Source organism: uncultured Aquimarina sp., from assembly GCF_947496855.1.
GTDB lineage: Bacteria > Bacteroidota > Bacteroidia > Flavobacteriales > Flavobacteriaceae > Aquimarina.
Genome location: NZ_CANMED010000001.1, coordinates 234,565 through 258,233, shown reverse-complemented (window position 1 = coordinate 258,233; position 23,669 = coordinate 234,565). Strand labels below are relative to the sequence as shown.

The following is a 23,669-nucleotide window of genomic DNA, read 5'->3' as shown; positions in this document are numbered from 1 at the left end:
AGCGATTTAGTTAATCTAAGTTTAACTTTAAGTTAAGCAGTTACCTTAACGTTAAGTACTTTAACACTTGTTCGCTTTTTAGGTGTTATACAAAAGAACTTCATCCTTATCTTCTAAACTTTTACAATACTCATTACAGGTACTTTAATAAAACACTTGTAATTATCATAACAGATAAACACACATTTTTTGATCACACAAAACTTAATCTATTATACCTAAGAAATATTTGTATAATTAAAACAAACATGAATTATAGTATTAGAAATTTTGAGAATCTATAATCAAATTCATCTATATTGTTTAGCTAAGATCAAAAAGAACCTATTTCTTAGTCTTGAAGTGTAATTAATAAAAGCCAGTATTATTTGTAATAAAAAGGCTAGAATGATAGCACAAAGACTCATTAAATAAAATTAAAAACCTTTCCAATCTTGAAGCTGCTATGAAAATAAACCACCACATTATATGATCACTGTGTACAAAGTAAAAAATAAAAGATAGCGTTTCATTTTATGTAATCTTTAGCATATGAAATAACTGAATATTAAACCTTATCTATCATCTTAAAATATTGAAAGAAAGAAAATCCTAATTTGTAATATTTTTTTGTTAATTTTATTAAGAATTGTTTCAAACAAGGCAATTCTTGATGAAGATGATAGTACCCGCACTCCCCTTAAATGAAGATTTTAGAATTGAAGCTTTAAAATCGTTAAATATTCTTGACACCGAATCAGAAAATAAGTTTGATGAAATTACAGCGCTGGCCGCGTATTTATGTGATACAGAAATTGCTTTAATATCATTAGTCGATAGTAAAAGAGAATGGTTTAAGTCTGCTCATGGATTTTCTACTCGCGAAATACCAAGGAAACAATCTTTCTGTGCACATGCAATACTAAAGCCTAATACTCCACTAATAGTCCAGGATGCGCGAACAGATAAACGTTTTCACGATAATCCACTAACAATAAATGGTACGGTAATCTTTTATACTAGTATTTCTCTTATTGATAAAAACGGTTTTGCACTAGGAACTTTATGTGTAATTGATAGTCAACCCAAAGAACTTAGTGATAAACAACTAGAGGCACTAAAATCACTTGCTCATCAAGTTGTCATTTTATTTGAACTCAATAAAAAAAATAATGATTTAAAGAAAGTAGAAGATAAGCTGAGAAAACGAAACGAATCGTTAAAAGAATTTGCCAGAGTAATTTCTCACGATTTAAAAATGCCATTAGCTAATGTGATTACTACTTCGGATTTATTGAAACTGAAATTAGCAAATAATCTAGACAAAGAGACTTTAGAATATTTTGAATATATAAAACAATCCTCATTTTCGATGAGTGATTATATCAATGATGTACTAGATCATTACGAAAGTGATAGTTTAGCTCAAAACAAACCTGAATTGTGTAAACTTAATAACCTTCTTAGAGAAATTGCGGTGTTATTAAGTATTAAACCAGATTGCACTATTAACTTTCCAGAATCAAATCCAACGTTAAACTGCAATAAATCGGCATTAAAGCAAATATTTTTTAACCTGATAGGTAATAGTATCAAGTATAATGATAAGAAACATATTGTAATAGATATAGAACATACGGAGGATAGCATCTTCTATTTTTTTAAAATCACTGACAACGGGATGGGTATCCCGGATGATCAAATAGATTCTATCTTTGAATTATTTACGATAGCCAATGGAATCGATAGAAGTGGTAATAAAGGAAATGGAATAGGACTTTCTACGGTAAAAAAATTAGTAGAGACGCTTGGAGGACATATCAAAGTAAAATCCGATATTGGATTACAGACCACATTTGATTTTTCTATTAAAAAACAAACGAAAATCTAGTTTATACTAGCAACGCAAGCTTCAGTGCATTTTTCTCCATCAATTGCCGCAGAAATTATTCCTCCTGCATAACCAGCTCCTTCACCACAAGGATATAGTCCTTTTATTTGCGTATGTTCTAATGTGTATCGATCTCTAGGTATTCTTACTGGAGAAGAAGTCCTTGATTCCGGAGCATGTACAACAGCTTCATTTGTTAGATAACCTCGCATACTTTTATCAAAAGCTTTAAAACCTTCCTGAAGCGTGCTATGGATAAACTTTGGAAAAACTTCATTCATATCGACAGATGTTAAACCAGGTTTATATGAAGTCTCTGGTAAGTCAAGAGATGTCTTTCCTTGTGTTAAATCCACTAATCGTTGTGCAGGAACTCGTTGAGTTTCTCCTGCTAAACGCCAAGCTTGTTGTTCTATTTTTTTCTGAAAATACATTCCAGCCAACGGTCCATATTCAGAAAATTCTTTAAAATCTTCTAAACGTAATTCTACTACAATTCCACTATTAGAAGTAGGTTGATCTCTTTTAGATGGCGACCAACCATTCGTAACTACTTCTCCAGGGCTCGTGGCGCAAGGAGCAATAACTCCGCCTGGGCACATACAGAAAGAATACATACCTCTACCCTTTACCTGTTTTACTATACTATAAGGAGATGGAGGAAGATATGGCCCGCGAACTTCGCATTTATACTGTATTTGATCAATTAATTGTTGGGAGTGCTCTACTCTAACTCCTAATGCAAATGGTTTTGCCTCTATTTCTATATTTTTCTTATACAATAATTCAAAAATATCTCTTGCGGAGTGCCCTGTAGCCAAAATTACTTTACTAGTGTCGATCGTATCACCATTTTGTAATGTTACCCCAGTAATTTCAGAATTCCTAATGCCAAAGTCAATTACACGTGTTTCAAAATGTATTTCTCCACCGTGTGCTATTACTTTTTCTCTGATAGCTGCTATAATTGCAGGTAATTTATTTGTGCCTATATGAGGGTGTGCTTCTACTAAAATCTGATCAGTTGCCCCAAAACCAACTAACAATTGAAGAATACGGTTTACATCTCCTCTTTTCTTAGAACGTGTATATAATTTACCATCACTGTATGTACCTGCTCCTCCTTCTCCAAAACAATAATTAGAGTCTTCATTAACAATATGATCTCTATTTATTGCTTTAAGATCTCTTCTTCTGTTCCGAACATCTTTACCTCGCTCTAATACTATTGGCTTATAGCCTAATTCTACACAACGTAAAGCAGCAAATAATCCTGCAGGACCAGCTCCAATAATTACAATCTCTGTTGCTTTTGATACATTTGGGTATTCAGGTAACTGAATAGGTTGTTCTACAAAATCTTCATGTACATATACCTTTATTTTCAGATTTACTTTAATAGCTTTTTGGCGGGCATCAATAGATTGTTTTAAAATTTGGATATACCTGATCTCATTTAAGGGGATCCCATTTTTTCTGGACACTTGTGTTTTTAACTGATCGGGATCTGCCGCGATTTCTGGTGCTACTTGTATGCTAAATTCGTGTTGCAAAGGATATCAATTCTAATTTTTCGCGAAGATACAATATTCTTTATCTCCAGAACTTAAATAGATAAGATCTCTAATATGAATACAAGTGATCGTTTTAATTACGTCTATATAATTTTATTACTCTATTTTTCTTTATTTTCGGCTGTTAGCCTAAATCTTTGACAGCAGTACCAGTAATTTTAATTTTTCCAGAAAAAGGTAAAGCTTGAGCTTGATATATCGTTCTTGCTGGTCGTTTATTCTCTGGAAATAATTCGACAAACAATTGATTTATTTCAGGAAGGTCTTTTAAATCATTAAAAGCAATATCAATAAATACGATATCCTCTTTTTCAAACCCAGCATTATCTATAGCCGCTAAAAAATTTGAAAACGCTAGCTCTGCTTCCTTAATAACAGTTCCAGAAATAAATTTTCCATCACTATCCACAGATAATTGTCCACTAACAAAACACATGTTATTTACAACTACAGCATGACTTATAGGGTTAGTCCATTTTGGCAAACCTTCTCCTTCTAAAATATACTTTTTTTCACCCATAATCATTTTCAATTAATCAATAAGCACTTAATAAACATTAAATTACACAGAACAAATCATACAATTAGAAGCACTATTTATTGCGAACATATACCAATTTAAACTTTCGATTATTCTGATCTCTTTGTTCGATCTCGAATTCTTTTAATGACTTAAAAAGAGGCGTTAACTTTTCGAACCCAAAATTTCTTGAATCAAAATTAGGTTGCTTTTTAAGAATAAGAGAGCCTACATCTCCCATAAAAGCCCATCCATCTTCATCAGCAGCGTCAGAAACGGAATTTCTTAATAATCGCATTCCCTTAGGTGTAATTTTATCTAAGTTAGATTTTTCTGTTTTTTCTTTACCATCCTTTTTATCTGTATCTTTTTTCAGAATTTCTAGGTAAATAAACTTATCACAAGCTACAATAAATGGATCCGGTGTTTTCTTTTCTCCAAATCCGTACACGACAACACCAGCTTCTCTTAATCTCATGGCTAATTTAGTAAAATCACTATCGGACGAAACTAAACAAAAACCATTAACTTTTTCTGAATATAAAATATCCATGGCATCAATTATCATCGCAGAATCAGTAGCATTCTTACCAGTTGTATAGCTATATTGCTGTATTGGATTAATTGCATTTTCGAGTAGAATATTCTTCCATTTTGCCAAATAAGGTTTGGTCCAATCGCCATAAATTCGTTTAATAGTTGGAGTACCATACTTGGTAATCTCCTCCATCATCTCTTTTAAATATTTTGCTGGTATATTATCGCCATCAATGAGGACAGCTAATTTTGTATCTTTAATCATGTTTTTAAAGGTACGTAAATACGATATCTAAAAAAAGAATTCAATAATAATCTAATGACGATCCAAAAAATATTAAAAAACACTCAGCATCGATCTTGGGATCTCCCTAATGAACCTTGGAAATACTACCAAGAATGGAATAGCGCTTTTTTTTTACATTGGAGAGTAGATTATAGTGAACTTAAAAAATTTGTTCCTAAAGAGCTGGAAATAGATTTATTTGAAGGAAGTGCTTGGGTTTCCTTAGTAGCTTTTTCAATGGAAAAAATTAGGCCAAAATATCTTCCATACTTTCCTCCTATTTCTAATTTTAACGAAATTAATATTCGTACGTACATTAAATCAGGAAAAAAGACAGGGGTTTATTTTTTGAGTATAGAAGGTGCGAAAAAAATATCTTGTAAGATCGCCAAGAAAATTTCGGACCTACCCTATCGATATTCCAAAATGAAAAGGACAACTAATACATATGCATCTTTCAATAAGGATTACAAAGATTGCTTTAAAATTCAATTTAAAATAGGAAAAGAGCATAACACTAAATCTAGACTTGATATTTGGTTGACCGAGAGATACGCCCTTTTTCAGGATACTAATGATTCAATAAACGAATATGAAATTCATCATCCAGAATGGTCGTTACAAGAAATAGAAATTAAAAGTTTAACCATTAACTATGCTCGCTTCTCAGATTTACTAAAAGGAGCACCTAATAAAGTTGGATACTCTAAAGGAGTCCAGGTAATTGCTTGGGGAGTGAACAAGAAAAACAAAATTGAATATAATTAGATACATTATAATAACTAGCTAAACTAAAAAGTGGAAATTAAATCTCTAAAAATACTCTCAAAAAATATTGAAGCTCAGAAAGTTTTTTACAGAAACATTCTAGGGTTTTCATACGAATTAGAATCGACTGGTTTTAAAGTCAAAACTCAAGAAAACACTTTGTCTTTTGAAAAATCAGAAAAAGAGCATTATTATCATTTCGCTTTCTTGATACCAACAAGTTCAATAGAATATGCTATTGATTTTTTGGAAAAATTAAATATTAAGCTATTATTATACAAAGGAGAAAAAATAATTGAATTCGATAATGGGAGAGCTATATATTTTTATGATAAGGATGAAAACATTGTTGAATTTATTGAGCGACCCTTGGTAAACTACCCTGTAAGCAATAGTTTTTCTATTGATCAAGTGATAAAGCTTAATGAAATAGGGTTACCAGACATAACCCCTATAAAAATGGCTAATACTTTAATAAATAAATTCGGAATTAACCCTATTAATAAAAACATGTTAAGCGAAACATTTTGCTGGGTGGGTGATCATAATGGGGTAATCATAGTAACAAAAGAAGGTAGAAATTGGCTTCCAACAAATAAACCCGGAATTGTAAATGATTTCACTATCTGCTATCAAGAAAATGGAATAGAATACCACATATCTTTTGTAAACAATAATATAAAAACTATAAAATAAATTGTTGTTTCCATATTAAATCATTCTAAAAACAGTTTTTTATCCGAAAAAACAAAGCTTTCATCGACCCTTTCTATTACTGGGTTAACAAGGTTTCAATCAATAAAACGGTATTTATTTACTCTTCAAATAAACAACTTTAACCTTTTATTAATATATAAGTTTTTATATTTGAGTTGAACAATCAATACTTAAACTTATGAAAAAACTATTTTTATTGGCCATTGCGCTTATCGGTTTTACAACAATTTCTAATGCTCAAAGTTTTAAATTTGGTGTTAAAGGAGGTGTTAACTTTTCTAATATAAACGGAGATACTAATCTTGATGCAAAAACTGGTTTTCATATTGGAGCAGTTGCTCAATTAGGAATTGCTGACAAATTTGCCATTCAACCAGAAATTCTTTATTCAGCACAAGGAGCAGATAATGTAGATATAGATTACGTTAATGTGCCTATTTTATTTAAGTATAAATTCTTAAAGTTTTTGAGCTTCGAAGCAGGCCCACAATTTGGTGTGGTAGTAAACGATGATTTTCAATTTGGAGAGCCTGAAAGTTTTGATGTCAGTGGTGCTGCAGGAGCAGGCGTAGAATTTGGAAAATTCTTTGCTCAAGCAAGATATAACTTTGGTTTAACTAACGTTATAGATAATGTTAATTCTAAAAATGGAACTTTCCAGCTTTCTGTTGGGTACTATATATTATAATCAGAAACTGTAGTAAATAAAAAAAGCGGAAGTAAGACTTCCGCTTTTTTTATGACCTTTTACGCCTTCTGTTATTATTTCTATTATTACGTTTAGGTTTTCCTTGTTGATTTTTCTTTGGTGCTGCAGCGTTATAATCAAAAACAAAACTTGGTTCAAAACCTTCTATGGTTTCTTTAGGTAGTGTTAATCCCAATAATTTCTCTATTCCTTTTACATAAGCTACTTCTTCCTGAGAAACTAATGAGATTGCTTCTCCGCTCGCTCCTGCTCTACCGGTACGACCAATTCTATGTACATAATCTTCAGATATATTAGGCAATTCATAATTAATCACGTGTGGTAATAAAGGAATATCTAGACCTCTAGCAGCAATATCCGTTGCTACTAATACCCTGATTTTATTTTGTTTAAAACCTGCTAATGCTTTTGTTCTTGCACCTTGACTTTTATTTCCGTGTATTGCCGCAGATGTAATTCCATTTTTCCCTAACTTTTCACTTAAGCGATTTGCTCCGTGTTTCGTTCTTGTAAAAATGAGTACTTGCTTCCAATTTCCTTCAGAAATTAATTTGATGACTACTTCCGATTTTTTAGTCTTATCAACCTTATACATCTTTTGATCAACCTTCTCTGCGGTTGTATTCTCTGGAGCTGCTTCTACAGATACAGGATTATGTAAAATTCCGTTAGCTAATTTTTTAATCTCCTTAGAAAATGTAGCAGAAAACAATAAGTTCTGTCTTTGCTTAGGTAGTAACGCCAGTATCTTATTGATATCTCTCTGAAAACCCATATCTAGCATTCTATCTGCTTCATCCAATACTAGAATTTCAGTTTTTGCCAAAGAAAGTGCTCTTTGATTATGTAAATCTAATAAACGACCAGGAGTAGCAACTAATATATCAACTCCATTTCTTAAAGATCTGATCTGTGGATTGGCATTTACACCACCAAAAACTACCATAGATCTTAGATCTACAAATTCGCTATATGCTTTTACATTATCCAATATCTGAGCAGCTAACTCTCTGGTTGGAGTTAATATCAAAGCTCGAATCGGTCTTTTTCTAAAATGTTGTTCCTCAGATAATATTTGAAGTATTGGTAAAGTAAAACCTGCTGTTTTTCCAGTTCCTGTTTGAGCTGATGCTAATACATCTTTTCCTTCTAAAATTGGTGGTATTGCTTTTTCCTGAATTGGAGAAGGAACAGTATATCCTTTTTTATCGATTGCTTTTAATAAAGCATCGGATAATCCTAATGAATTAAATGACATATAAATTGTTTAAGAAATAACAATCTATTACGTTATGCCATTTCTGAATGCAGCAGCAAAGGTACATCTAATTTTTAGATACTACTTCGCTTATACGTTTGTTAATTAATGGAGAACCTCTGTTTTAATTTTATATTGGTAAAACTTCCAAAAATCTTCTATCGATAACAAAATGTTATGTAGTTTTATAAAAATTAAAAGAGTTATGAGTAAATCAGGATATCCAGGGCTTTTTGATAGAGTAAAAGCAGTAATTGTAGATTCTATAGTTTTAATCATATTCATGATCATTATCACTGATATTTTTTCTACTCTAGAAAATGTACATGATAACTCCAGAATAATTGCTTTTTTATTCATATTTCTTCTTTACGATCCAATATGTACCAGTATTTTTGGAGGTACTATAGGTCATAACCTTATTTGAATAAGAGTAAAAAGAGAAAACAATACTGAAAAAAACATTTTATTTCCTTTAGCTTTTCTTAGATATCTTGTCAAAGCTTCATTAGGATGGATTTCGCTATTATCGGTTATGAGTAATGAAAAGAGACAAGCAATACACGATTCAATGGTCAAGTCTGTGGTGATTTATGAGAAATAAAAAAGAATAATTCTTACCCTAAAAATTCGTTAAGCCTAAACGGTCAATATCAAATCTTATAGTATATTTGACAAACGTTAATCAAGAATGCAATTCAGACACCCAGAATTTCTTTATGCTTTATTTGCACTTGTTATTCCTATTATAGTTCATTTATTTCAATTACGTCGTTTTCAGAAAGTATCCTTTACTAATGTGCAATTTCTAAAAGCGGTTACAACACAGACGCGTAAAAGTTCTCAGATTAAAAAATGGTTAACACTTCTCGCGCGATTATTAGCACTAGCAGGGCTCATTATCGCTTTTGCTCAACCGTTTTTAGCTTCGGAAGAAATCGTTGGTAAAAAAAGTGAAACGGCAATTTACCTAGATAATTCTTTTAGTATGCAAGCCAAAGGCTCTAAAGGTCCTTTGTTACAGAGAGCTATCCAAGAGTTACTGAATGTATTACCAGAAGATGAAACGATCTCTATATTTACGAATACCAAAACATTCAAAGATGTTAACAAAAAAGACATTCAGAATGATTTACTTCAGCTGGAATACACATCTAATCAGATACCATATAGTGCAGCATACCTAAAAGGAAAACAACTTATTGGAAATGCTCCAGAAACTATTAAAAGGATTATTATGGTTTCCGATTTTCAGCAAAAAAATGAAGCTTTTGATCTGCCTTTTGATGCTGAAACCGAAACAAATTTTGTACAATTACAGCCAGTAAACCGTGAAAATATTTCGATAGATAGTCTTTCATTACAACGTAATACAAATAATGAATTAGTTCTTAACGTTCTTGTCAGCAATACAGATGCTAATGGCGATAATGTGTCTCTTGCATTTTATAATGACGAAAAATTATTAGCAAAAACCTCTGTTACAGTCCCTAAAAACGGGACAGCAAGTACTCAATTTAAAATTGATGATAACAGTAAAATAAATGGACGTATTGTATTAGAGGACCCTGCCTTAACCTTTGATAACTCTAGATATTTTACGATTAATACACCAGAAAAAATTAAGGTATTAGCCATCAATGAAGCAAACGATCGTTTTATAAAAAACATCTATACCATTGACGAATTCTTTCTAACAAGTACCGTATTAGAAAAGTTAAATTATAATGATATTAGTAATTCTAATCTGGTGTTAATTAATGAAATAAAACAAATTCCAGTCTCATTAATCAATGCGCTGAAATCATTTAAAGATCAAGGTGGTACAATATGCTTCATTCCTGCTACGGATGGTAATATCGTTTCATACCAGCAACTGATCAATAGCTTTTCTGAAGAAAGCTTATTAGAATTAAATATACAAGAAAAGAGAATAACCAGTATTAATTTTTCGCATCCTTTATACAGAGGGGTTTTTGACAAAAAAATAACTAATTTTCAATATCCTAAGGTAAATTCGTTTTATAGAACGAATTCTGATAATAGTATTTTATCTTTCGAGGATCATACGCCTTTTTTATACAAAACAAATTCTTTATACATATTCACAGCATCAATTAATAATGAGAATTCTAATTTTAAGAATTCGCCACTAATCGTTCCTACCTTATATAATATTGGCAAACAAAGTTTACAACTTTCTGACATATCTTATACTATAGGACAGACAAATACCTATGATATCCCAATATCTTTAGGGCAGGATGGAATATTATCTTTAGAATCCAAGGAAGAAAGTAATATTCCGCTCCAACAAAGCTTTGCTACTAAAGTTAGGATTACAACGGATGAAGTACCAACGAAAGCTGGAATATACGCGCTAAAAGATAAAGAAGAACTTATTCAAAATGTAAGTTACAATTACGATACCTCAGAAAGTGATTTACAATATTACAATCTTTCTACTACCCCTGAGTATGTGGTCAATGATTCTATCACATCCTTATTTGAACAAATAAAAGAAGATAGTAGTATTCATGAACTTTGGAAATGGTTTATTATTTTTGCTTTGATTTTCTTATTAATTGAAATCCTATTATTAAAATATCTCAAATGAATCTCTTATTAAAGGCTGCAACCATTATTGATCCTTCATCTCCCTTTCATAATCAAACGGTAGATATTCTAATCGAAAATGGAATCATAAAGGATATTGATGCTTTGATTGAGGCGAAAGAAAATGTAGAAGAAATTAAACTAGACACACTACATGTATCACAAGGGTGGTTTGATAGTAGTGTCAGTTTTGGAGAACCTGGATATGAAGAACGAGAAACTATAAGCAATGGATTAACTGTTGCTGCTAAAAGTGGGTTTACCAGTATAGCTATAAACCCAAACACCTTACCAATCACAGACACAAGTTCTTCTGTAGGATTTCTAAAGGGAAAAGCACTACAGAATCCTGTGAATCTACACCCTATTGGATCCTTAACAACAAAATCCGAAGGTATCGATATGGCAGAGCTGTATGATATGAAACAAGCTGGAGCTATAGCTTTTGGAGATTATAAAAAATCTGTTAGAAATCCGAACTTGCTTAAGATAGCCTTATTATATGCACAAAACTTTGATGGACTGGTACTTTCTTTTCCGCAGGATAATAGTATTGCCGGAAAAGGTATCGTAAATGAAGAAGAACAAAGCACATTACTCGGGCTAAAAGGAATTCCTGCACTAGCAGAAGAATTACAAATCTCCAGAGATCTTTTCTTACTGGAGTACACTGGAGGGAAGTTACATATTCCAACAATATCCACCGCTAAATCTGTTCAATTAATTAGAGAAGCTAAAACGAATGGATTACAAGTAAGCTGTAGTGTTTCTGTACATCATTTATCCCTTACCGATGAAGAGCTAACTACTTTCGAAACTAATTATAAAGTATTACCTCCATTAAGGACTCAAAAAGATGTAAATTCTTTACTAGAAGGTGTTAAGGATGGAACTATCGATATGGTAACCAGTGATCACCAACCTATGGATATTGAACATAAAAAGGTGGAATTTGATAATGCCAAGTATGGAACTATTGGGTTAGAAAGTGCATTTGGAATGCTAAACAATATTCTAAGTATTGATCAAACTATAGCATTACTTACGAAAGGAAAATTAATTTTTGGAGTCGAAAGTGTTTCTATTGATAAAGGAAATAAAGCTGACTTATCCTTATTTACACCAAAAGGTAGTGCGACATTCGTAGAAAAACATATACTATCAACTTCTAAAAATAGTGCCTTCATAAATAAAACTATAAAAGGAAATGCTTATGGAATTATTGGAAACGGTCAGTTAGTATTAAAATAAAATAGTGTTTTATCAATTCCTATTAAATTAGAACCAAAATAATCTGGTCACCTATCACAGATTTCTCTCTTTAATAGCATAACAAAAATGAACAACAAACAATAACATCAATCATGGAGTCAGATTACGAAAAACAAGGAAAAACAGCCGCTGTTATCTCATACATTACCATTATCGGAACAATTATAGCTTTTTTTATGAATCAAGATGACAAAAATACGTTTGCCAGTTTTCATATAAGACAAGCATTGGGTATTAATATTGGCTTTTATTTATTAGGTGCACTAGTAAGTATGTTTGATTCATGGATAATTTCATCATCATTTTACATCTTTATATTTGTTCTTTGGGTTTTTGGTTTGATAACAGCTATAAAGGAAGAACAAAAAACTGTCCCAATCGTTGGTCATTATTTTCAACAGTGGTTTACTTTCATCAAATAGACTCCTCACCTATATTTTATTCAACAGCAAATTTAGTGAGTTTTAGATCCACTGATAATACTAGGACTAATATTATTGAATCATTTTCTGATTGCACTAAGTACCGATAGCCTCCATCCTGATCCATTAAATCAAATTCTGAAAATTTACCTTGATCCTCTAAGGTTTTAGTTAAAAATTCTTTTACTTTATCAATAGTAAAAGTAGCTTGCAAATCAGTAGAGAATTGATCAAAAACTTTTTGCGCATCATTCGAGTTATATGAATCAATTATGGTTTTCATTGTGTTTTCATAATCAACATCAGATTGAGCTACACATATATGTAAACAAAATAACAAACCAAAATACATCAATTTTTTCATAACAACATTAATTTAAAAAAGGTTTTAAGAAAAGGGAATATTCCACTTATTTTATCAAAAATAAGTATTAATACGTATTTAACAAATAAGAATTACACAATTTTAAACCGGATGTACTAAGAATTTCAAAAATATATTCAAAAAAAATCCTGATAAATGTTATTTGTCAGGGTTTTTTGAATACACTATAATTAGCATACTTATTGAGTCAGTTTAGGGTTCCATTTAAGTAAATTAGGTTTAATTACTAACTGAACCCATCCCCAGTTTTGTAATCCACTTGGATTGGGTTGATTTTTCAGAAACTCCATTCCTTCTCCAGCGAACATTTGAGAATATCCAACTTTTATTGAAGCATAGGGCAGTAATTTTTGTGTAAATACAATATCCACTTCCGTTCCAAGGTATTTGTCAGCTTCTGATCCATCTGTATCATCTATAAGAGTAGCTGCTGATGAGAAATAATGTCCTTTGACAAGAAGACTTGAGGATTTTCCAAGTTTAAAATTCGCTTTGGCATATATATCAGTTAAACCAACAGAGTTTGCGTGGTTTCCAACATAAAAGTAATCCATATATCCGTTAAACTTATGATTGGTTCCATAGAGAGGAAAGAAAGAATAGTTTTTTCCATCTGTTTCGTTCTGATCTGTGCCACTTTGGATTTCAAAACCTCCTCCAATACCAACTGAACCAATTTTTCCATTGGCTTCTAGTCCAACTAAATATGCAGAAAGATCAGTGGATGGACTTGCAGCATCGCTGACGTCGGGACCTTCTCCTGCTTGAAGATAAGCATTTAAAGCAAGACCTACTTCTCCAAATTTAAACTTAGAGTGTGTTCCAAATGTATGCGTATGATAGAATCCATCTGTAGCGGCTCCATTTATTACATTCTGAAATGTATTATTTAGTGCTAAAAAGCTAAGCGTTGCTTTTTCTGAAGCCTTCCAGGTTAAATGTGCATACTCCATAGCTTTATAGCTAAAAAAACCAGTAACATTATATATAGTTCCTGTTTGATTACCAGGAAGTGCATCTAAATCATTTTGACTAAATGCAAAACCAAGATCCAATTTGATTTTTTCGTTTCCATATCTTATCAAAGCTAAATCGTGAAAACGACCTTGTAATGCCCAGTCTAAACCACCTAAGATTCTCTGATCATCATATGATATCATTTGTCGACCTACTTTAGTAGACCAACCTTTTCCAAAAGCCAAAGATGCCCAGGCTTCTGCAATTTGCAAATTATTATTAGCATCATTATCCAGAATCTGTCTAGTATCTCCCCATACTCTAACATCCTGAACACTAAAATGAGCTTTGAATTTTTCGGAAGCATATCCGAATTTTAGCCTAGCTCTCTGCTGCACAAAAGCTGCAGGATCTGCTCCTTGTGGAACTAAACTATTGAATCCGTGACGATATTCAAACCGATCTCTAAAATCTAAATCAATACTTAATTCCTGAGCTTTTACCACACACGTTAATAGCACAGTACATAATAATAATTGTAATTTTATTTTCATATTTAGTAAGTTTTTAAAAGTTCAAACAAAAAAAATACGCATTAAAAATTTTCATTAAAATACGTATTTTTCCCCGTTTTATTAACAGTATTATGTAATAATCTATATCTTAACTTTTTCGTACAAGCTAGTTACTGCATTAAAAGCTTTCGTTAAATCGTTACTAACCTTATACATCTCTAAAGGCTTAAACCCTTGATTAACAAGTTTTTCCTTGTTATTTTTTACGTACTCCCATTTTGACATAGCTAATCCTAACTTCTCGTCAATTTGTTCATTATTAAAATTAGATATAAGTAACATTGTAATAGCTCCGTCAAGTTCATTAAAAACATTATTAAGCATTTGCTCAGAATTTTTAGTCTTCAACGTAGTTTGATTAGCAAAATAATATAATGCTAATCTTTGAGAAAGCATACGCTGTCTCCCAGCCATGTCTATCATCTTTTTAAGCTCTAAATCAGATTCACTTGAACCATCATCCTCTAGTAGATTTGCATCATTTTGATTGGCTCCTTTTGATTCTACAATAACAGCAGATACTACATCATTCGTTGCTTTTAATAAATCTGTATTTAAATCTATAATTTTTTTTGCATTATCGTAATTTGGAGTAGTTTCAATAAGTTTCTTAAACTCTACCCAGATAGCGTCTACCTCGGCTATTCTGTCTTTAGTTACTTTATAACCAGAATTTTGGTTTATAATACCATTTTGTTTTTCGAAAATAATTTTACTGGTTAAGAGATCTCTTTTTGCTTTTGTATCACTAGGATTCTCTACCAAATACAAATAAGATTTAGCCATTTTTTGACTTAGCATACGTTGCTTACCTGAAATATTAACCGCTTTATTGAAGGTTAGCATTCCATATTTTACACTTTGTTGGGCATTAATAGTGTTTGTACTAGATACTATCATTCCTATCAGAAATAAAAGCATTATAGATCGTAGCGTTAAATTTTTTTTCATTTTTTTTCTTTTAATTGTTTAAATTTATTTTTAATACTCTTCTAGGGATAATTGAGTAATTTTATTATCTGAGGATAATTTTAATATTAGAATTGTTGATGAATTTTCGAACTCGACTAAGTAACGCTTGCTTCCTTGATCATCCATCAAAAAAGAAGATTCTCCTATAGTTCCTTTTTTAGCTTGATTATCAGCAATAAAACTTTGCACCTTATCTAGGGTAAATGACGATTGTAAATCCGAAGAGAATAACTCGAAAAGTTTATTAGCATCCTTTGCATTATATGCATCAGATATTTTTGTGATAGTCATTTGATAACTATCTTCTGTCTGTGTAAAACTAAAACAGATACACAGTAATAATAAGTAGGTGATTTTTTTCATGAAGTCTGGTATTTGGGATTAAATGATTAAAATTATTTTATAAGGATTTAACCTATTTTGTTATTTACTTTTAAAGAGTAATAACTTAAGGCAAAACTATTTTTAAAAATTGATCAGAACATTTATCTTCGATGAAATGCATTTTTAATAAGTCTATTTGAAATTTATCCTAAGTTCAATGGAATAAACTATCACAAACCACTATATTTTGAAATTATACTATAAATAAAACATATTTATAGTTTCACAATTTCGAAAGAAACAAATTCATTTTGACACCATTAAATTCAATTATCAACGATTAAATGCATTTTGTTGATTTTTTAATGTGTTACATAAAAAATTATTCAGGGAATATGTAGTCAATAATATTTCAAAATGGAGTAATAATAAAAACCCATTTATTTTATTAAAAAAAATAGATTCTTTTTTAAAATCGATACGGTTTTATTTGTAATATGCAATTTCAAAAAAGAATCTATTTTTTATTTAAATAATTGATTTTCAAATATTTTTGAAACGTATTAAGGAAGTATTCATTTTTCATAAATTGTAGGGTTTAGTTATTCAAATATAAATCAATGATACGGTTAAACCGTAAAATTATTATGTTTTTAACATATTTTACATTTTGTTTAACCCATTAATAAATTAGAATTTCTTTCCAAAACAATTATAAAACAACATATTTTTAAGCCAAATCAATCCAACAAAATTTGTAAGAATATTCAGCAAGTATCACTAATAAATGATTATTTAGATCATATACTAAGAACGACTGATGATAGTTTAGTAAAAATAGATTTTTAATTTTATGAAAAGAACCCTTAAAATAATTTCTAAAATATTAATTATAATATTCTTAACACTATCAACCCAAGTTGGAGGAGCTATCTATTTAATAACCGAATTGATCATTAAAAAAACTATCCGAAACTATCGTTTAATAAAAGTTGGGATTTTTATTGTAACATATCTAATAATAACATTTACAGTAGTACCTTATGTTGCTCCTGCTTTCGGAAGAGAAAAAATAAAAAACAATGATTTAATAGCGCCCTGCACTATATTCACAACCCTCTGTAATAGAAATTACGTCACTCCAGAACTGAATATTTCTTTACAAAAAATTTCAAAATCTATTAGCAAGAAACATAATGGAATAAAATTAATATATCTTGATGCTAATTTTCCATTCATAAATGGATTTCCATTACCTCCCCACCTAAGTCATAATGATGGCAAAAAAATTGATATTTCTTTCATTTATACAAATATTAAAGGAAAGGTTACTAATAAAAAACCCGCGCTTTTGGGTTATGGTATTTATGAAGGCCCAAATCCAAGAGAATATGATCAAATTGAAGCGTGCAAGAAAAGAGGGTATTGGCAATATGATTTCGCAAAATATTTAACCCTAGGAATTTCAAATAATCAACTTAAGCTTTCGGAAAAAGCAACAAAAGATTTACTTTTGGAAATTGTAAATCAACAAAAGGTGGGAAAAGTTTTTATTGAACCTCATCTTAAAAGTAGATTAGGAGTACATAATCTTAAAATACGATTTCATGGATGTCAAGCAGTACGGCACGATGATCACATACATTTACAACTAAAATAGAGCTACACGAACTTAGTGCGATATAAAAATAAGTAATATGGAAATTAAAACTTTATCATTACATCATATCATTAAAAAACCTGCCACAAAAAAAGATAAAACTCCTGTTTTATTTATGTTTCATGGGTATGGTAGTGATGAAAATGATTTATTTTCATTTGCCTCTGAGCTTCAGGATGAATTATGCATTATATCGGTTAGAGCTCCGTATCCGATGCAACCATATGGTAATGCTTGGTACGCCATTTATTTTGATGACGCACAAGGAAAATTTAGTGATGATAAGCAAGCCGTAGAGTCCCGGGATAAAATAGCAAATTTTATAGATGAAGCTGTTGCGGCTTATGGTCTAGATGCCAGTAATGTTACATTACTTGGTTTTAGTCAAGGTACAATTCTAAGTTATGCCGTAGCACTTTCCTATCCTGAAAAAGTAAAAAATATTGTAGCACTGAGCGGATATCTAAATGAAGATATTCTCAAAGAAAATTATGAGCATAATGATTTTTCAAAACTTAATTTGTATTGCTCGCACGGGAGTGTTGATCAAGTGATTCCGATAGATTGGGCTCGCAAAGCTCCATTAAAACTTACTGAACTCGGAATACAAACATCCTTAAATGAATTTCCTGTAGGTCACGGAGTAGATCCCCGTAATTTTTATCAGTTTAAAGAATGGCTAGGTAAACACCTTTAGAAATATAAAGAAAATCATACTAAGTAATAGTTTTTTTCGTTCAGATAGAGTCACTTATCTTAAAACTCTAAAAATGAAAACGCTAACCTCTCCATTTGTTTTCTTATTCTTTTTTTTTACCATTTTTACTACGGCACAAATCACGTATGAAGCTGCGTTCCCTAATGTAGATTTCGAATTCCCTACAGAAATACAGTCTCCCGGAGACGGAACAGATCGCATGTTTATTGCAGAACAACGAGGAAGAATTAAAGTATTTCCTAGAAATAACAATGTTAATCCTAATGAAGTAGAGACATTTTTAAACATCACTGATCGTGTTAGATTCAGAGATGGTCAAGAAGTAGGTTTTTTAGGGCTAGCTTTTCATCCTGATTATAGTACCAACGGATATTTCTATACATATTATACGACAAATAGTCCAGTAGCTGGTATTGCCGTAAGAATGGTGCTTTCTAGGTTTACAGTAAGTGCTACGAATCCTAACTTTGTAGATCCAGATAGTGAACTGGTCATTTTTCAGTTTGATAAAAACCAAAACAATAGCAACCACAATGGTGGTAAAATCGCTTTTGGATTAGACGGGTACCTTTATATTTCTATCGGTGACGGCGGCGGCGGAAATGATCCCGAAGGTAATGGACAAAATAAGAATACTGTTTTCGGAAGTATTCTCCGTATTGATGTGGATTTAGATGGAAACAATCCTTTAGAAACTAATTCAGATTTACCAAACGGCAATTACGAAATCCCTAGTGATAATCCTTTTGTAGGTATAAGCGGATTGGATGAAATATATGCCTATGGAATAAGAAATACCTGGAAATTTTCTTTTGATAATGTAACTGGAAGACTTTGGGGTGCTGATGTAGGTCAGGGAGCTTTTGAAGAAGTAAACATCATTGAAAATGGTAAAAATTATGGCTGGAGTCGATTCGAAGGAAATTCTGTCGCCAATAGCACTGTTACCATTACCGAACCAACTGTTTTTCCAGTACATGTCTACAACCGTAATCAAGGAGATCGTTCTATAACAGGAGGCTATGTGTATAGAGGTTCAGAAATTACTAGTTTAAGTCCAGATATAAGTTCAAAATACATTTTTGGGGATTATGTAAGCGGAAGAGTTTGGGTATTAGATTATAATCCATCAACCGGAACTTCTAGTAGTACACTACTCTTTAATACATCTGGTGAGTTTGTCTCTTCTTTTGGAGTTGATAAAAATGGAGAATTGTACTTTAGTGATTACGGAGATAATGCTCAAATATATAAACTGGTAGATGGCACATCGACCCCTTCCGGAACTGCGGTAAATGGTATTGGACAGTGGGAAGAATTGAATCAAGGAATCCCCAATGGAATTGTACAATCTGTAGTTACGGATACGAACGGTGATGTATACCACGCAGGAACCTTTACTCAAGCAGGAAACATAACTGCTAATAATATTGCAGTATGGAATGAAAATTCTGGCTGGAGAACATTAAGCACGGGATCCAATGGAACTATTAATGCTCTTAAAATTGCACCAAACGGAAATTTATATGCTGGCGGAGCTTTTACAGAAATTGGAGGCGTTTCTGCTCAAAATATCGCCATGTGGGATGGGAGTAACTGGTCTCCTCTAAGGTCAGGGGTTGATGGAACCGTAGCAGCATTAGAAATTGATACTAACAACAATGTATATATTGGTGGAGTTTTTGAAACTGTAAATGGAAATACCGTACGAAATATAGCTTTATGGAATGGAACAAACTGGCTAGCATTAACGGATGCTGCAAGTGGAGTATCAGGGACTAATAATGAGATTCGATCTTTGGTATTAGACAGTGATGGGACACTTTATGTCGGAGGGAATTTTGATGAAGCAGGAAACAATACTGCCAATAGAATTGCTACTTGGAATGGGATTAGCTGGGGAACATTAGGTACCGGAACCAGTGGTTTTGTAGAAGCAATCGCCATTACTCCAACCGAAGTGTTTATAGGTGGTAACTTTTCTATTGCTGGAGGTCAGACTGTAAACCGTATTGCTAGATGGAATAAGAACACTGCTAGTTGGTCTGCCTTAGACAATGGTGTAAATAACATTGTGAATTCACTAATTCACGATGGAAGCAACTTATACGTTGGTGGAGCTTTTGATACTGCAAATATTGATAATAGTAATAGTATTATTGTAAATAATATAGCAAGATGGAACGAAACTAATGGCTGGGAAGCTTTAGGTACCAATACGAATGTGGGTGTAAACATTAAAATCAATACCATAGATTTTGCTTCTGATAGTGACGGAATAGATAAAATTTTTGCAGGTGGAAACTTTTCAAGTGCTGGAGTAATCGATACTAACAATACGGCAAAGTGGGTTTCTGGAAATATCCTAAGTATTCCCGACCTTACAGATCAGCAAATAGTTTATCTCTACCCTAACCCTACTACAGGAATAGTGAAACTTCCAAGCGTGAATGATTGGATACTTATAAATAATTCTGGTAAAATTATGAATAAAGGTAGAAGTGCAGCTCTTGATATATCCGGATATGCAGTTGGGATGTATTTTTTAAAAATAAAAAATAATAATACCTTAAAGATCATCAAAAAATAATATTAAAACTCTAACGATATTTATTATTCAACCTAATATAATCCAGAATAATAGGTGTAATATTTTATGCTCTTGAAATTCAGATAACTTCTCGTTTTGCTGTGAATATATATTACTTTTGTTTAAATAATTATTTGATAGTATTTATATATTCTTTCAATCTTTCTCCAATAAAATAGTTCCACCCTCCCAAACAACTTTCTCTAGTAAATTCTGGAATATTAGATGGAAAATCTTCAGTTACGTTAAGAGATAGCTTAAGTGTTGTTTTATCCTGTTTATCAAATAGTTCAAAAGTTACTGAAGCGTCACCGGGATATTCTTCATATTGCCAAGTATAGGTGATTTTTTTATTCGGTATAGCTTCGATAACTTTCCAACAATGCGTGTAGTTTCTATCTTCTACTTGTACCAAAAATTGAGTCTGGAACCCCACTTCTGGCTTAAATGATTCAATATTATCAAAAAACCAAAGTCTCATTTCTTTTACATCGGTTATTGCTCTCCAAACCTTATCAACTGAAACTGTAAAAGTCTCCTCAACGGTAATAGGTGCATCCGTAGTTTTCATAACATTCCTATTTTAGTGAATCAATAATTTATATTGATTCACTAAAATAGGAATGTTATATATATTTACAAAACGTTATTATAGCACTAAAATTGATAAAATTCTTCAAACAACATCTCATGAGAGCTTTACTTTTTATCACATCTATTTTATTCTTATTTTATGCTTGTGTTCCTACTAAAATAGCACCTAATATTAAAGAAGATAAGGTAATGGTTGCCAAAAAATTCAAAAAAGGACTTCCGAAAAGGAACTCTTTTATTTTTGAAGACCCAAAAAACGCTAATGAATTCTATCAATATATCAATCAAAAATTTAAATTGAACGATGAAGACGTTCAATGGAATGTTCCATTCACAGTAAATGATGCAGAATATTACCTTTCTTTTTATGAAGTAGAAAGAACCACAAAAACAATCAATTTAGCTCCATTGGTTATAGATGCAGCTTTAGAACAAAATGACCATACTCCTGTTCTTGAAGAATTATATACCAGTCGCAGTGGAAAGTGGTATGTAGTTCTTACAATAAATGATAAAGATTTTATGGACCCTCTTAAAGAAAACTATCCTAATAGAGATGAAATAGTAAAATTTCTTAAACAACTTAGAAAAGAATATTTATCCACTAGTCATTATAAATCTTTGTTTTTCAAAAAATAAGAATATAACGGAGTCATCTATAGTTATAACCTGGATTATTGTTTAAAATATTTTATTCTATCGGTATATAAAAGTCTACCAAAAACTTATTTTCCGGATGTTCTCGGAAATCATTGTGATATATTTCAAAAGGGGTTTCTTTGGATTTTTTAAACCCTTGTTCACTCATCCATACAAAAAGACTACTCCAGGATTTTTCGAAATCATTTGGCATAATTTCAAATCGCCCTACAATATTTCTTCCTTTTTTGATTGTAAGCGGAATAATTTCACCTTCAGCAATCGCTGGCTTCACCATTAACATACAAATACTCATTCGCACTTTATCTGGTGAAGTAATTTTAAAACTATCATGAAACACTCTTCCCATTTTTGTTTCAGGGTTTTCCATCACTCCTTTAGATCTGCCCCATTGTATTAATTTTTCAAAAACGTTTTCGATTCCATTTATTCCAATATGAGTAATACTAGCAAAATGTAAATCAGAGATTTCTTTAACTTCAATTTTTGCATTCATTTTAATCCAATTTATATGATTATTAATATTGCAAATGTATTTTTCGAAAATTGAATTCTCTTGCCCGATCTTGCTTTCTCCTTTACCAATCTTGCTAAATTTGCTTGGAAGTTGTTTTCGAAATTCTGTAGGGCTAACTCCGTAAAATTTTTTGAATGCTCTAGTAAATGAAGAATTACTGCTAAAACCATATTGAAGTGATAATTCTGTAATGTTTACCTCTTTTTTATGCATTAATATAGAAGCCATTTTTTCAATACGCTTCCTATTTATATAGATATTTAATGTTTCTCCAATTACTGCTTTAAAAATCCTGTGAAAATGAAACGGTGAATACATCGCTACATCTGAAACAATATCCAAGGATAAATTAGAATCTAAGTATTCATCAATAAATTGCAATGTTAAATTGATTCGATTGATGTATTCTTTATTTATTTTTTGCCTGGATTTCATTTAAAAATATATAACAATCCTAAATGTATAATTTTAACAGTTTACATTTTAGTCAAGATTTCTTTATGTCGATAAATGTAATAAATGAATAGTATTGGAATAACATTCAATCCAAAAAAATCATTCATAGTATATATTGGGCCAAGAATAAACGACGCTCCAGGTGTTAAATTAAAGGAGAAACTTAACTCATTTAGAAACGAACTTTCAATGATGACTCCTGCCGAAATACCTGTATAATATTTCAGTGTGAAACCTAAAAATTGAAACCTTATAATTTGAAGACTTTGATTAATTACACATAAAAATGCTCCATATTTTTTTTGTTTCAAAAACAAATAACCTCCAACAATCGAGAAAAAAACCAACAATACTAAAAATACTTGAGCCCAAGCAACCATCCTAAAATCAGAAAGAAAAATGGACATCAAAAACAAAAACAATCCTCCTAATATTTGATAAACACCGATAATCTTCGGGACAAACTTTAGAATATTCTGTTCATATTTTTTATCTAATTTCTTCAACTCTTTCTTTTTCTATCTCCTGTTGAAATTTTGAAATTTCTAAACCTCTAGATTTTGCAATATCAATAACTGCATCAATGGCATCTTTTTGATATTTATTGCTATTTTCAAGGACATGCATTAATTCATCATCTGACAAACCGTTCATTTTATTCTTAAAAACCTTTTTACTCATAAATATCGATATGCTTAAAAATTATTTGAAA

Annotated in this window: 24 protein-coding genes; 12 read left to right on the top strand and 12 right to left on the bottom strand. The window is 31.3% G+C overall.

Annotated features, from left to right (window positions below; genetic code table 11):
* Positions 1 to 652 precede the first annotated feature (652 nt).
* Positions 653 to 1,870: an ATP-binding protein gene (locus Q0921_RS01200; protein ID WP_367183310.1), complete on the top strand. Its 1,218-nt coding sequence runs from the start codon at positions 653 to 655 to the stop codon at positions 1,868 to 1,870.
* On the opposite strand, the gene Q0921_RS01195 is transcribed toward Q0921_RS01200, so the two are convergent.
* The 3 genes from Q0921_RS01195 to Q0921_RS01185 form a co-directional block, all read right to left on the bottom strand.
* Entirely contained in the window at positions 1,867 to 3,423 is a 1,557-nt protein-coding gene (locus Q0921_RS01195) for an NAD(P)/FAD-dependent oxidoreductase (RefSeq protein ID WP_299252079.1), read from the bottom strand. The genes Q0921_RS01200 and Q0921_RS01195 overlap by 4 nt on opposite strands.
* A 145-nt stretch (positions 3,424 to 3,568) precedes the next feature.
* Positions 3,569 to 3,964 carry a RidA family protein gene (locus Q0921_RS01190; RefSeq protein WP_299252076.1) on the bottom strand — a complete coding sequence of 132 codons (396 nt, stop codon included), beginning with the start codon at positions 3,962 to 3,964 and terminating at the stop codon, positions 3,569 to 3,571.
* 73 nt (positions 3,965 to 4,037) lie between these two features.
* A complete protein-coding gene (locus Q0921_RS01185) occupies positions 4,038 to 4,766 on the bottom strand; it encodes an NYN domain-containing protein (protein WP_299252073.1) in 729 nt (242 codons plus the stop codon).
* A 54-nt stretch (positions 4,767 to 4,820) separates the two neighbouring features.
* Between Q0921_RS01185 and Q0921_RS01180 the strand changes: the two genes are divergently transcribed.
* From Q0921_RS01180 to Q0921_RS01170, 3 genes are all read left to right on the top strand, one after another.
* A complete protein-coding gene (locus Q0921_RS01180; RefSeq protein ID WP_299252070.1) occupies positions 4,821 to 5,555 on the top strand; it encodes a DUF2071 domain-containing protein in 735 nt (244 codons plus the stop codon).
* A gap of 30 nt (positions 5,556 to 5,585) precedes the next feature.
* Entirely contained in the window at positions 5,586 to 6,251 is a 666-nt protein-coding gene (locus tag Q0921_RS01175; RefSeq protein WP_299252067.1) for a VOC family protein, read from the top strand.
* A 199-nt stretch (positions 6,252 to 6,450) separates the two neighbouring features.
* Complete coding sequence (locus Q0921_RS01170; protein ID WP_299252064.1) at positions 6,451 to 6,960, top strand: porin family protein; 510 nt, start codon at positions 6,451 to 6,453, stop codon at positions 6,958 to 6,960.
* A gap of 49 nt (positions 6,961 to 7,009) precedes the next feature.
* On the opposite strand, the gene Q0921_RS01165 is transcribed toward Q0921_RS01170, so the two are convergent.
* The gene (locus Q0921_RS01165; protein ID WP_299252061.1) at positions 7,010 to 8,239 is read right to left on the bottom strand and encodes a DEAD/DEAH box helicase; all 1,230 of its coding nucleotides are present in this window, start codon (positions 8,237 to 8,239) and stop codon (positions 7,010 to 7,012) included.
* Positions 8,240 to 8,444: 205 nt separating this feature from the next.
* Here Q0921_RS01165 and Q0921_RS01160 point away from each other — a divergent pair, with 205 nt between their 5' ends.
* The 4 genes from Q0921_RS01160 to Q0921_RS01145 all read left to right on the top strand — a co-directional run bounded on the left by Q0921_RS01160 (position 8,445) and on the right by Q0921_RS01145 (position 12,549).
* Positions 8,445 to 8,666, top strand: a complete 222-nt coding sequence (locus tag Q0921_RS01160; protein WP_299252058.1) for a hypothetical protein — start codon at positions 8,445 to 8,447, stop codon at positions 8,664 to 8,666.
* A gap of 264 nt (positions 8,667 to 8,930) precedes the next feature.
* Complete coding sequence (locus Q0921_RS01155) at positions 8,931 to 10,856, top strand: BatA and WFA domain-containing protein (RefSeq protein ID WP_299252055.1); 1,926 nt, start codon at positions 8,931 to 8,933, stop codon at positions 10,854 to 10,856.
* Positions 10,853 to 12,106 carry a dihydroorotase family protein gene (locus Q0921_RS01150; protein ID WP_299252051.1) on the top strand — a complete coding sequence of 418 codons (1,254 nt, stop codon included), beginning with the start codon at positions 10,853 to 10,855 and terminating at the stop codon, positions 12,104 to 12,106. The genes Q0921_RS01155 and Q0921_RS01150 overlap by 4 nt, the downstream gene beginning before the upstream one ends.
* A 113-nt stretch (positions 12,107 to 12,219) precedes the next feature.
* Positions 12,220 to 12,549, top strand: a complete 330-nt coding sequence (locus Q0921_RS01145; protein WP_299252048.1) for a hypothetical protein — start codon at positions 12,220 to 12,222, stop codon at positions 12,547 to 12,549.
* Between the two features lie 16 nt (positions 12,550 to 12,565).
* Here Q0921_RS01145 and Q0921_RS01140 read toward each other — a convergent pair whose 3' ends face one another.
* The 4 genes from Q0921_RS01140 to Q0921_RS01125 all read right to left on the bottom strand — a co-directional run bounded on the left by Q0921_RS01140 (position 12,566) and on the right by Q0921_RS01125 (position 15,801).
* Positions 12,566 to 12,913: a hypothetical protein gene (locus Q0921_RS01140; protein WP_299252045.1), complete on the bottom strand. Its 348-nt coding sequence runs from the start codon at positions 12,911 to 12,913 to the stop codon at positions 12,566 to 12,568.
* Positions 12,914 to 13,113: 200 nt separating this feature from the next.
* Positions 13,114 to 14,445: an alginate export family protein gene (locus Q0921_RS01135; RefSeq protein WP_299252041.1), complete on the bottom strand. Its 1,332-nt coding sequence runs from the start codon at positions 14,443 to 14,445 to the stop codon at positions 13,114 to 13,116.
* A gap of 102 nt (positions 14,446 to 14,547) precedes the next feature.
* Positions 14,548 to 15,417, bottom strand: a complete 870-nt coding sequence (locus Q0921_RS01130) for a type IV pili methyl-accepting chemotaxis transducer N-terminal domain-containing protein (RefSeq protein ID WP_299252038.1) — start codon at positions 15,415 to 15,417, stop codon at positions 14,548 to 14,550.
* Positions 15,418 to 15,447: 30 nt separating this feature from the next.
* Positions 15,448 to 15,801, bottom strand: a complete 354-nt coding sequence (locus tag Q0921_RS01125; protein WP_299252035.1) for a hypothetical protein — start codon at positions 15,799 to 15,801, stop codon at positions 15,448 to 15,450.
* Between the two features lie 814 nt (positions 15,802 to 16,615).
* Between Q0921_RS01125 and Q0921_RS01120 the strand changes: the two genes are divergently transcribed.
* The 3 genes from Q0921_RS01120 (at position 16,616) to Q0921_RS01110 (ending at position 20,730) form a co-directional block, all read left to right on the top strand.
* A complete protein-coding gene (locus Q0921_RS01120; protein WP_299252032.1) occupies positions 16,616 to 17,422 on the top strand; it encodes a hypothetical protein in 807 nt (268 codons plus the stop codon).
* A 37-nt stretch (positions 17,423 to 17,459) separates the two neighbouring features.
* Entirely contained in the window at positions 17,460 to 18,119 is a 660-nt protein-coding gene (locus Q0921_RS01115; protein ID WP_299252028.1) for an alpha/beta fold hydrolase, read from the top strand.
* A gap of 73 nt (positions 18,120 to 18,192) precedes the next feature.
* Complete coding sequence (locus Q0921_RS01110) at positions 18,193 to 20,730, top strand: PQQ-dependent sugar dehydrogenase (protein WP_299252024.1); 2,538 nt, start codon at positions 18,193 to 18,195, stop codon at positions 20,728 to 20,730.
* Positions 20,731 to 20,860: 130 nt separating this feature from the next.
* On the opposite strand, the gene Q0921_RS01105 is transcribed toward Q0921_RS01110, so the two are convergent.
* Positions 20,861 to 21,301, bottom strand: coding sequence for an SRPBCC domain-containing protein (locus Q0921_RS01105; RefSeq protein WP_299252021.1), 441 nt, complete (start codon positions 21,299 to 21,301; stop codon positions 20,861 to 20,863).
* A gap of 119 nt (positions 21,302 to 21,420) precedes the next feature.
* On the opposite strand from Q0921_RS01105, the gene Q0921_RS01100 reads away from it, so the two are divergent.
* Positions 21,421 to 21,963 (top strand): hypothetical protein, encoded by a 543-nt coding sequence (locus Q0921_RS01100; RefSeq protein ID WP_299252019.1) that lies wholly within the window; start codon positions 21,421 to 21,423, stop codon positions 21,961 to 21,963.
* A 52-nt stretch (positions 21,964 to 22,015) separates the two neighbouring features.
* Here Q0921_RS01100 and Q0921_RS01095 read toward each other — a convergent pair whose 3' ends face one another.
* Genes Q0921_RS01095 through Q0921_RS01085 form a run of 3 tightly spaced genes read right to left on the bottom strand, consistent with a single transcriptional unit; the run spans position 22,016 to position 23,638 of the window.
* Positions 22,016 to 22,936, bottom strand: coding sequence for a GyrI-like domain-containing protein (locus tag Q0921_RS01095; protein ID WP_299252016.1), 921 nt, complete (start codon positions 22,934 to 22,936; stop codon positions 22,016 to 22,018).
* A gap of 41 nt (positions 22,937 to 22,977) precedes the next feature.
* Entirely contained in the window at positions 22,978 to 23,463 is a 486-nt protein-coding gene (locus tag Q0921_RS01090) for a hypothetical protein (RefSeq protein ID WP_299252013.1), read from the bottom strand.
* Positions 23,447 to 23,638: a phage tail tube assembly chaperone gene (locus tag Q0921_RS01085; protein WP_299252010.1), complete on the bottom strand. Its 192-nt coding sequence runs from the start codon at positions 23,636 to 23,638 to the stop codon at positions 23,447 to 23,449. The genes Q0921_RS01090 and Q0921_RS01085 overlap by 17 nt, the downstream gene beginning before the upstream one ends.
* Positions 23,639 to 23,669 lie beyond the last annotated feature (31 nt).

Excerpts from the sequence above, each read along its gene's own strand:
- Q0921_RS01200 (WP_367183310.1), top strand. The coding sequence starts at position 653 with ATGAAGATGATAGTACCCGCACTCCCCTTAAATGAAGATTTTAGAATT.
- Q0921_RS01190 (WP_299252076.1), bottom strand. The coding sequence starts at position 3,964 with ATGGGTGAAAAAAAGTATATTTTAGAAGGAGAAGGTTTGCCAAAATGG.
- Q0921_RS01185 (WP_299252073.1), bottom strand. The coding sequence starts at position 4,766 with ATGATTAAAGATACAAAATTAGCTGTCCTCATTGATGGCGATAATATA.
- Q0921_RS01180 (WP_299252070.1), top strand. The coding sequence starts at position 4,821 with ATGACGATCCAAAAAATATTAAAAAACACTCAGCATCGATCTTGGGAT.
- Q0921_RS01170 (WP_299252064.1), top strand. The coding sequence starts at position 6,451 with ATGAAAAAACTATTTTTATTGGCCATTGCGCTTATCGGTTTTACAACA.
- Q0921_RS01165 (WP_299252061.1), bottom strand. The coding sequence starts at position 8,239 with ATGTCATTTAATTCATTAGGATTATCCGATGCTTTATTAAAAGCAATC.
- Q0921_RS01160 (WP_299252058.1), top strand. The coding sequence starts at position 8,445 with ATGAGTAAATCAGGATATCCAGGGCTTTTTGATAGAGTAAAAGCAGTA.
- Q0921_RS01155 (WP_299252055.1), top strand. The coding sequence starts at position 8,931 with ATGCAATTCAGACACCCAGAATTTCTTTATGCTTTATTTGCACTTGTT.
- Q0921_RS01150 (WP_299252051.1), top strand. The coding sequence starts at position 10,853 with ATGAATCTCTTATTAAAGGCTGCAACCATTATTGATCCTTCATCTCCC.
- Q0921_RS01145 (WP_299252048.1), top strand. The coding sequence starts at position 12,220 with ATGGAGTCAGATTACGAAAAACAAGGAAAAACAGCCGCTGTTATCTCA.
- Q0921_RS01140 (WP_299252045.1), bottom strand. The coding sequence starts at position 12,913 with ATGAAAAAATTGATGTATTTTGGTTTGTTATTTTGTTTACATATATGT.
- Q0921_RS01135 (WP_299252041.1), bottom strand. The coding sequence starts at position 14,445 with ATGAAAATAAAATTACAATTATTATTATGTACTGTGCTATTAACGTGT.
- Q0921_RS01130 (WP_299252038.1), bottom strand. The coding sequence starts at position 15,417 with ATGAAAAAAAATTTAACGCTACGATCTATAATGCTTTTATTTCTGATA.
- Q0921_RS01125 (WP_299252035.1), bottom strand. The coding sequence starts at position 15,801 with ATGAAAAAAATCACCTACTTATTATTACTGTGTATCTGTTTTAGTTTT.
- Q0921_RS01120 (WP_299252032.1), top strand. The coding sequence starts at position 16,616 with ATGAAAAGAACCCTTAAAATAATTTCTAAAATATTAATTATAATATTC.
- Q0921_RS01115 (WP_299252028.1), top strand. The coding sequence starts at position 17,460 with ATGGAAATTAAAACTTTATCATTACATCATATCATTAAAAAACCTGCC.
- Q0921_RS01110 (WP_299252024.1), top strand. The coding sequence starts at position 18,193 with ATGAAAACGCTAACCTCTCCATTTGTTTTCTTATTCTTTTTTTTTACC.
- Q0921_RS01105 (WP_299252021.1), bottom strand. The coding sequence starts at position 21,301 with ATGAAAACTACGGATGCACCTATTACCGTTGAGGAGACTTTTACAGTT.
- Q0921_RS01100 (WP_299252019.1), top strand. The coding sequence starts at position 21,421 with ATGAGAGCTTTACTTTTTATCACATCTATTTTATTCTTATTTTATGCT.
- Q0921_RS01095 (WP_299252016.1), bottom strand. The coding sequence starts at position 22,936 with ATGAAATCCAGGCAAAAAATAAATAAAGAATACATCAATCGAATCAAT.
- Q0921_RS01085 (WP_299252010.1), bottom strand. The coding sequence starts at position 23,638 with ATGAGTAAAAAGGTTTTTAAGAATAAAATGAACGGTTTGTCAGATGAT.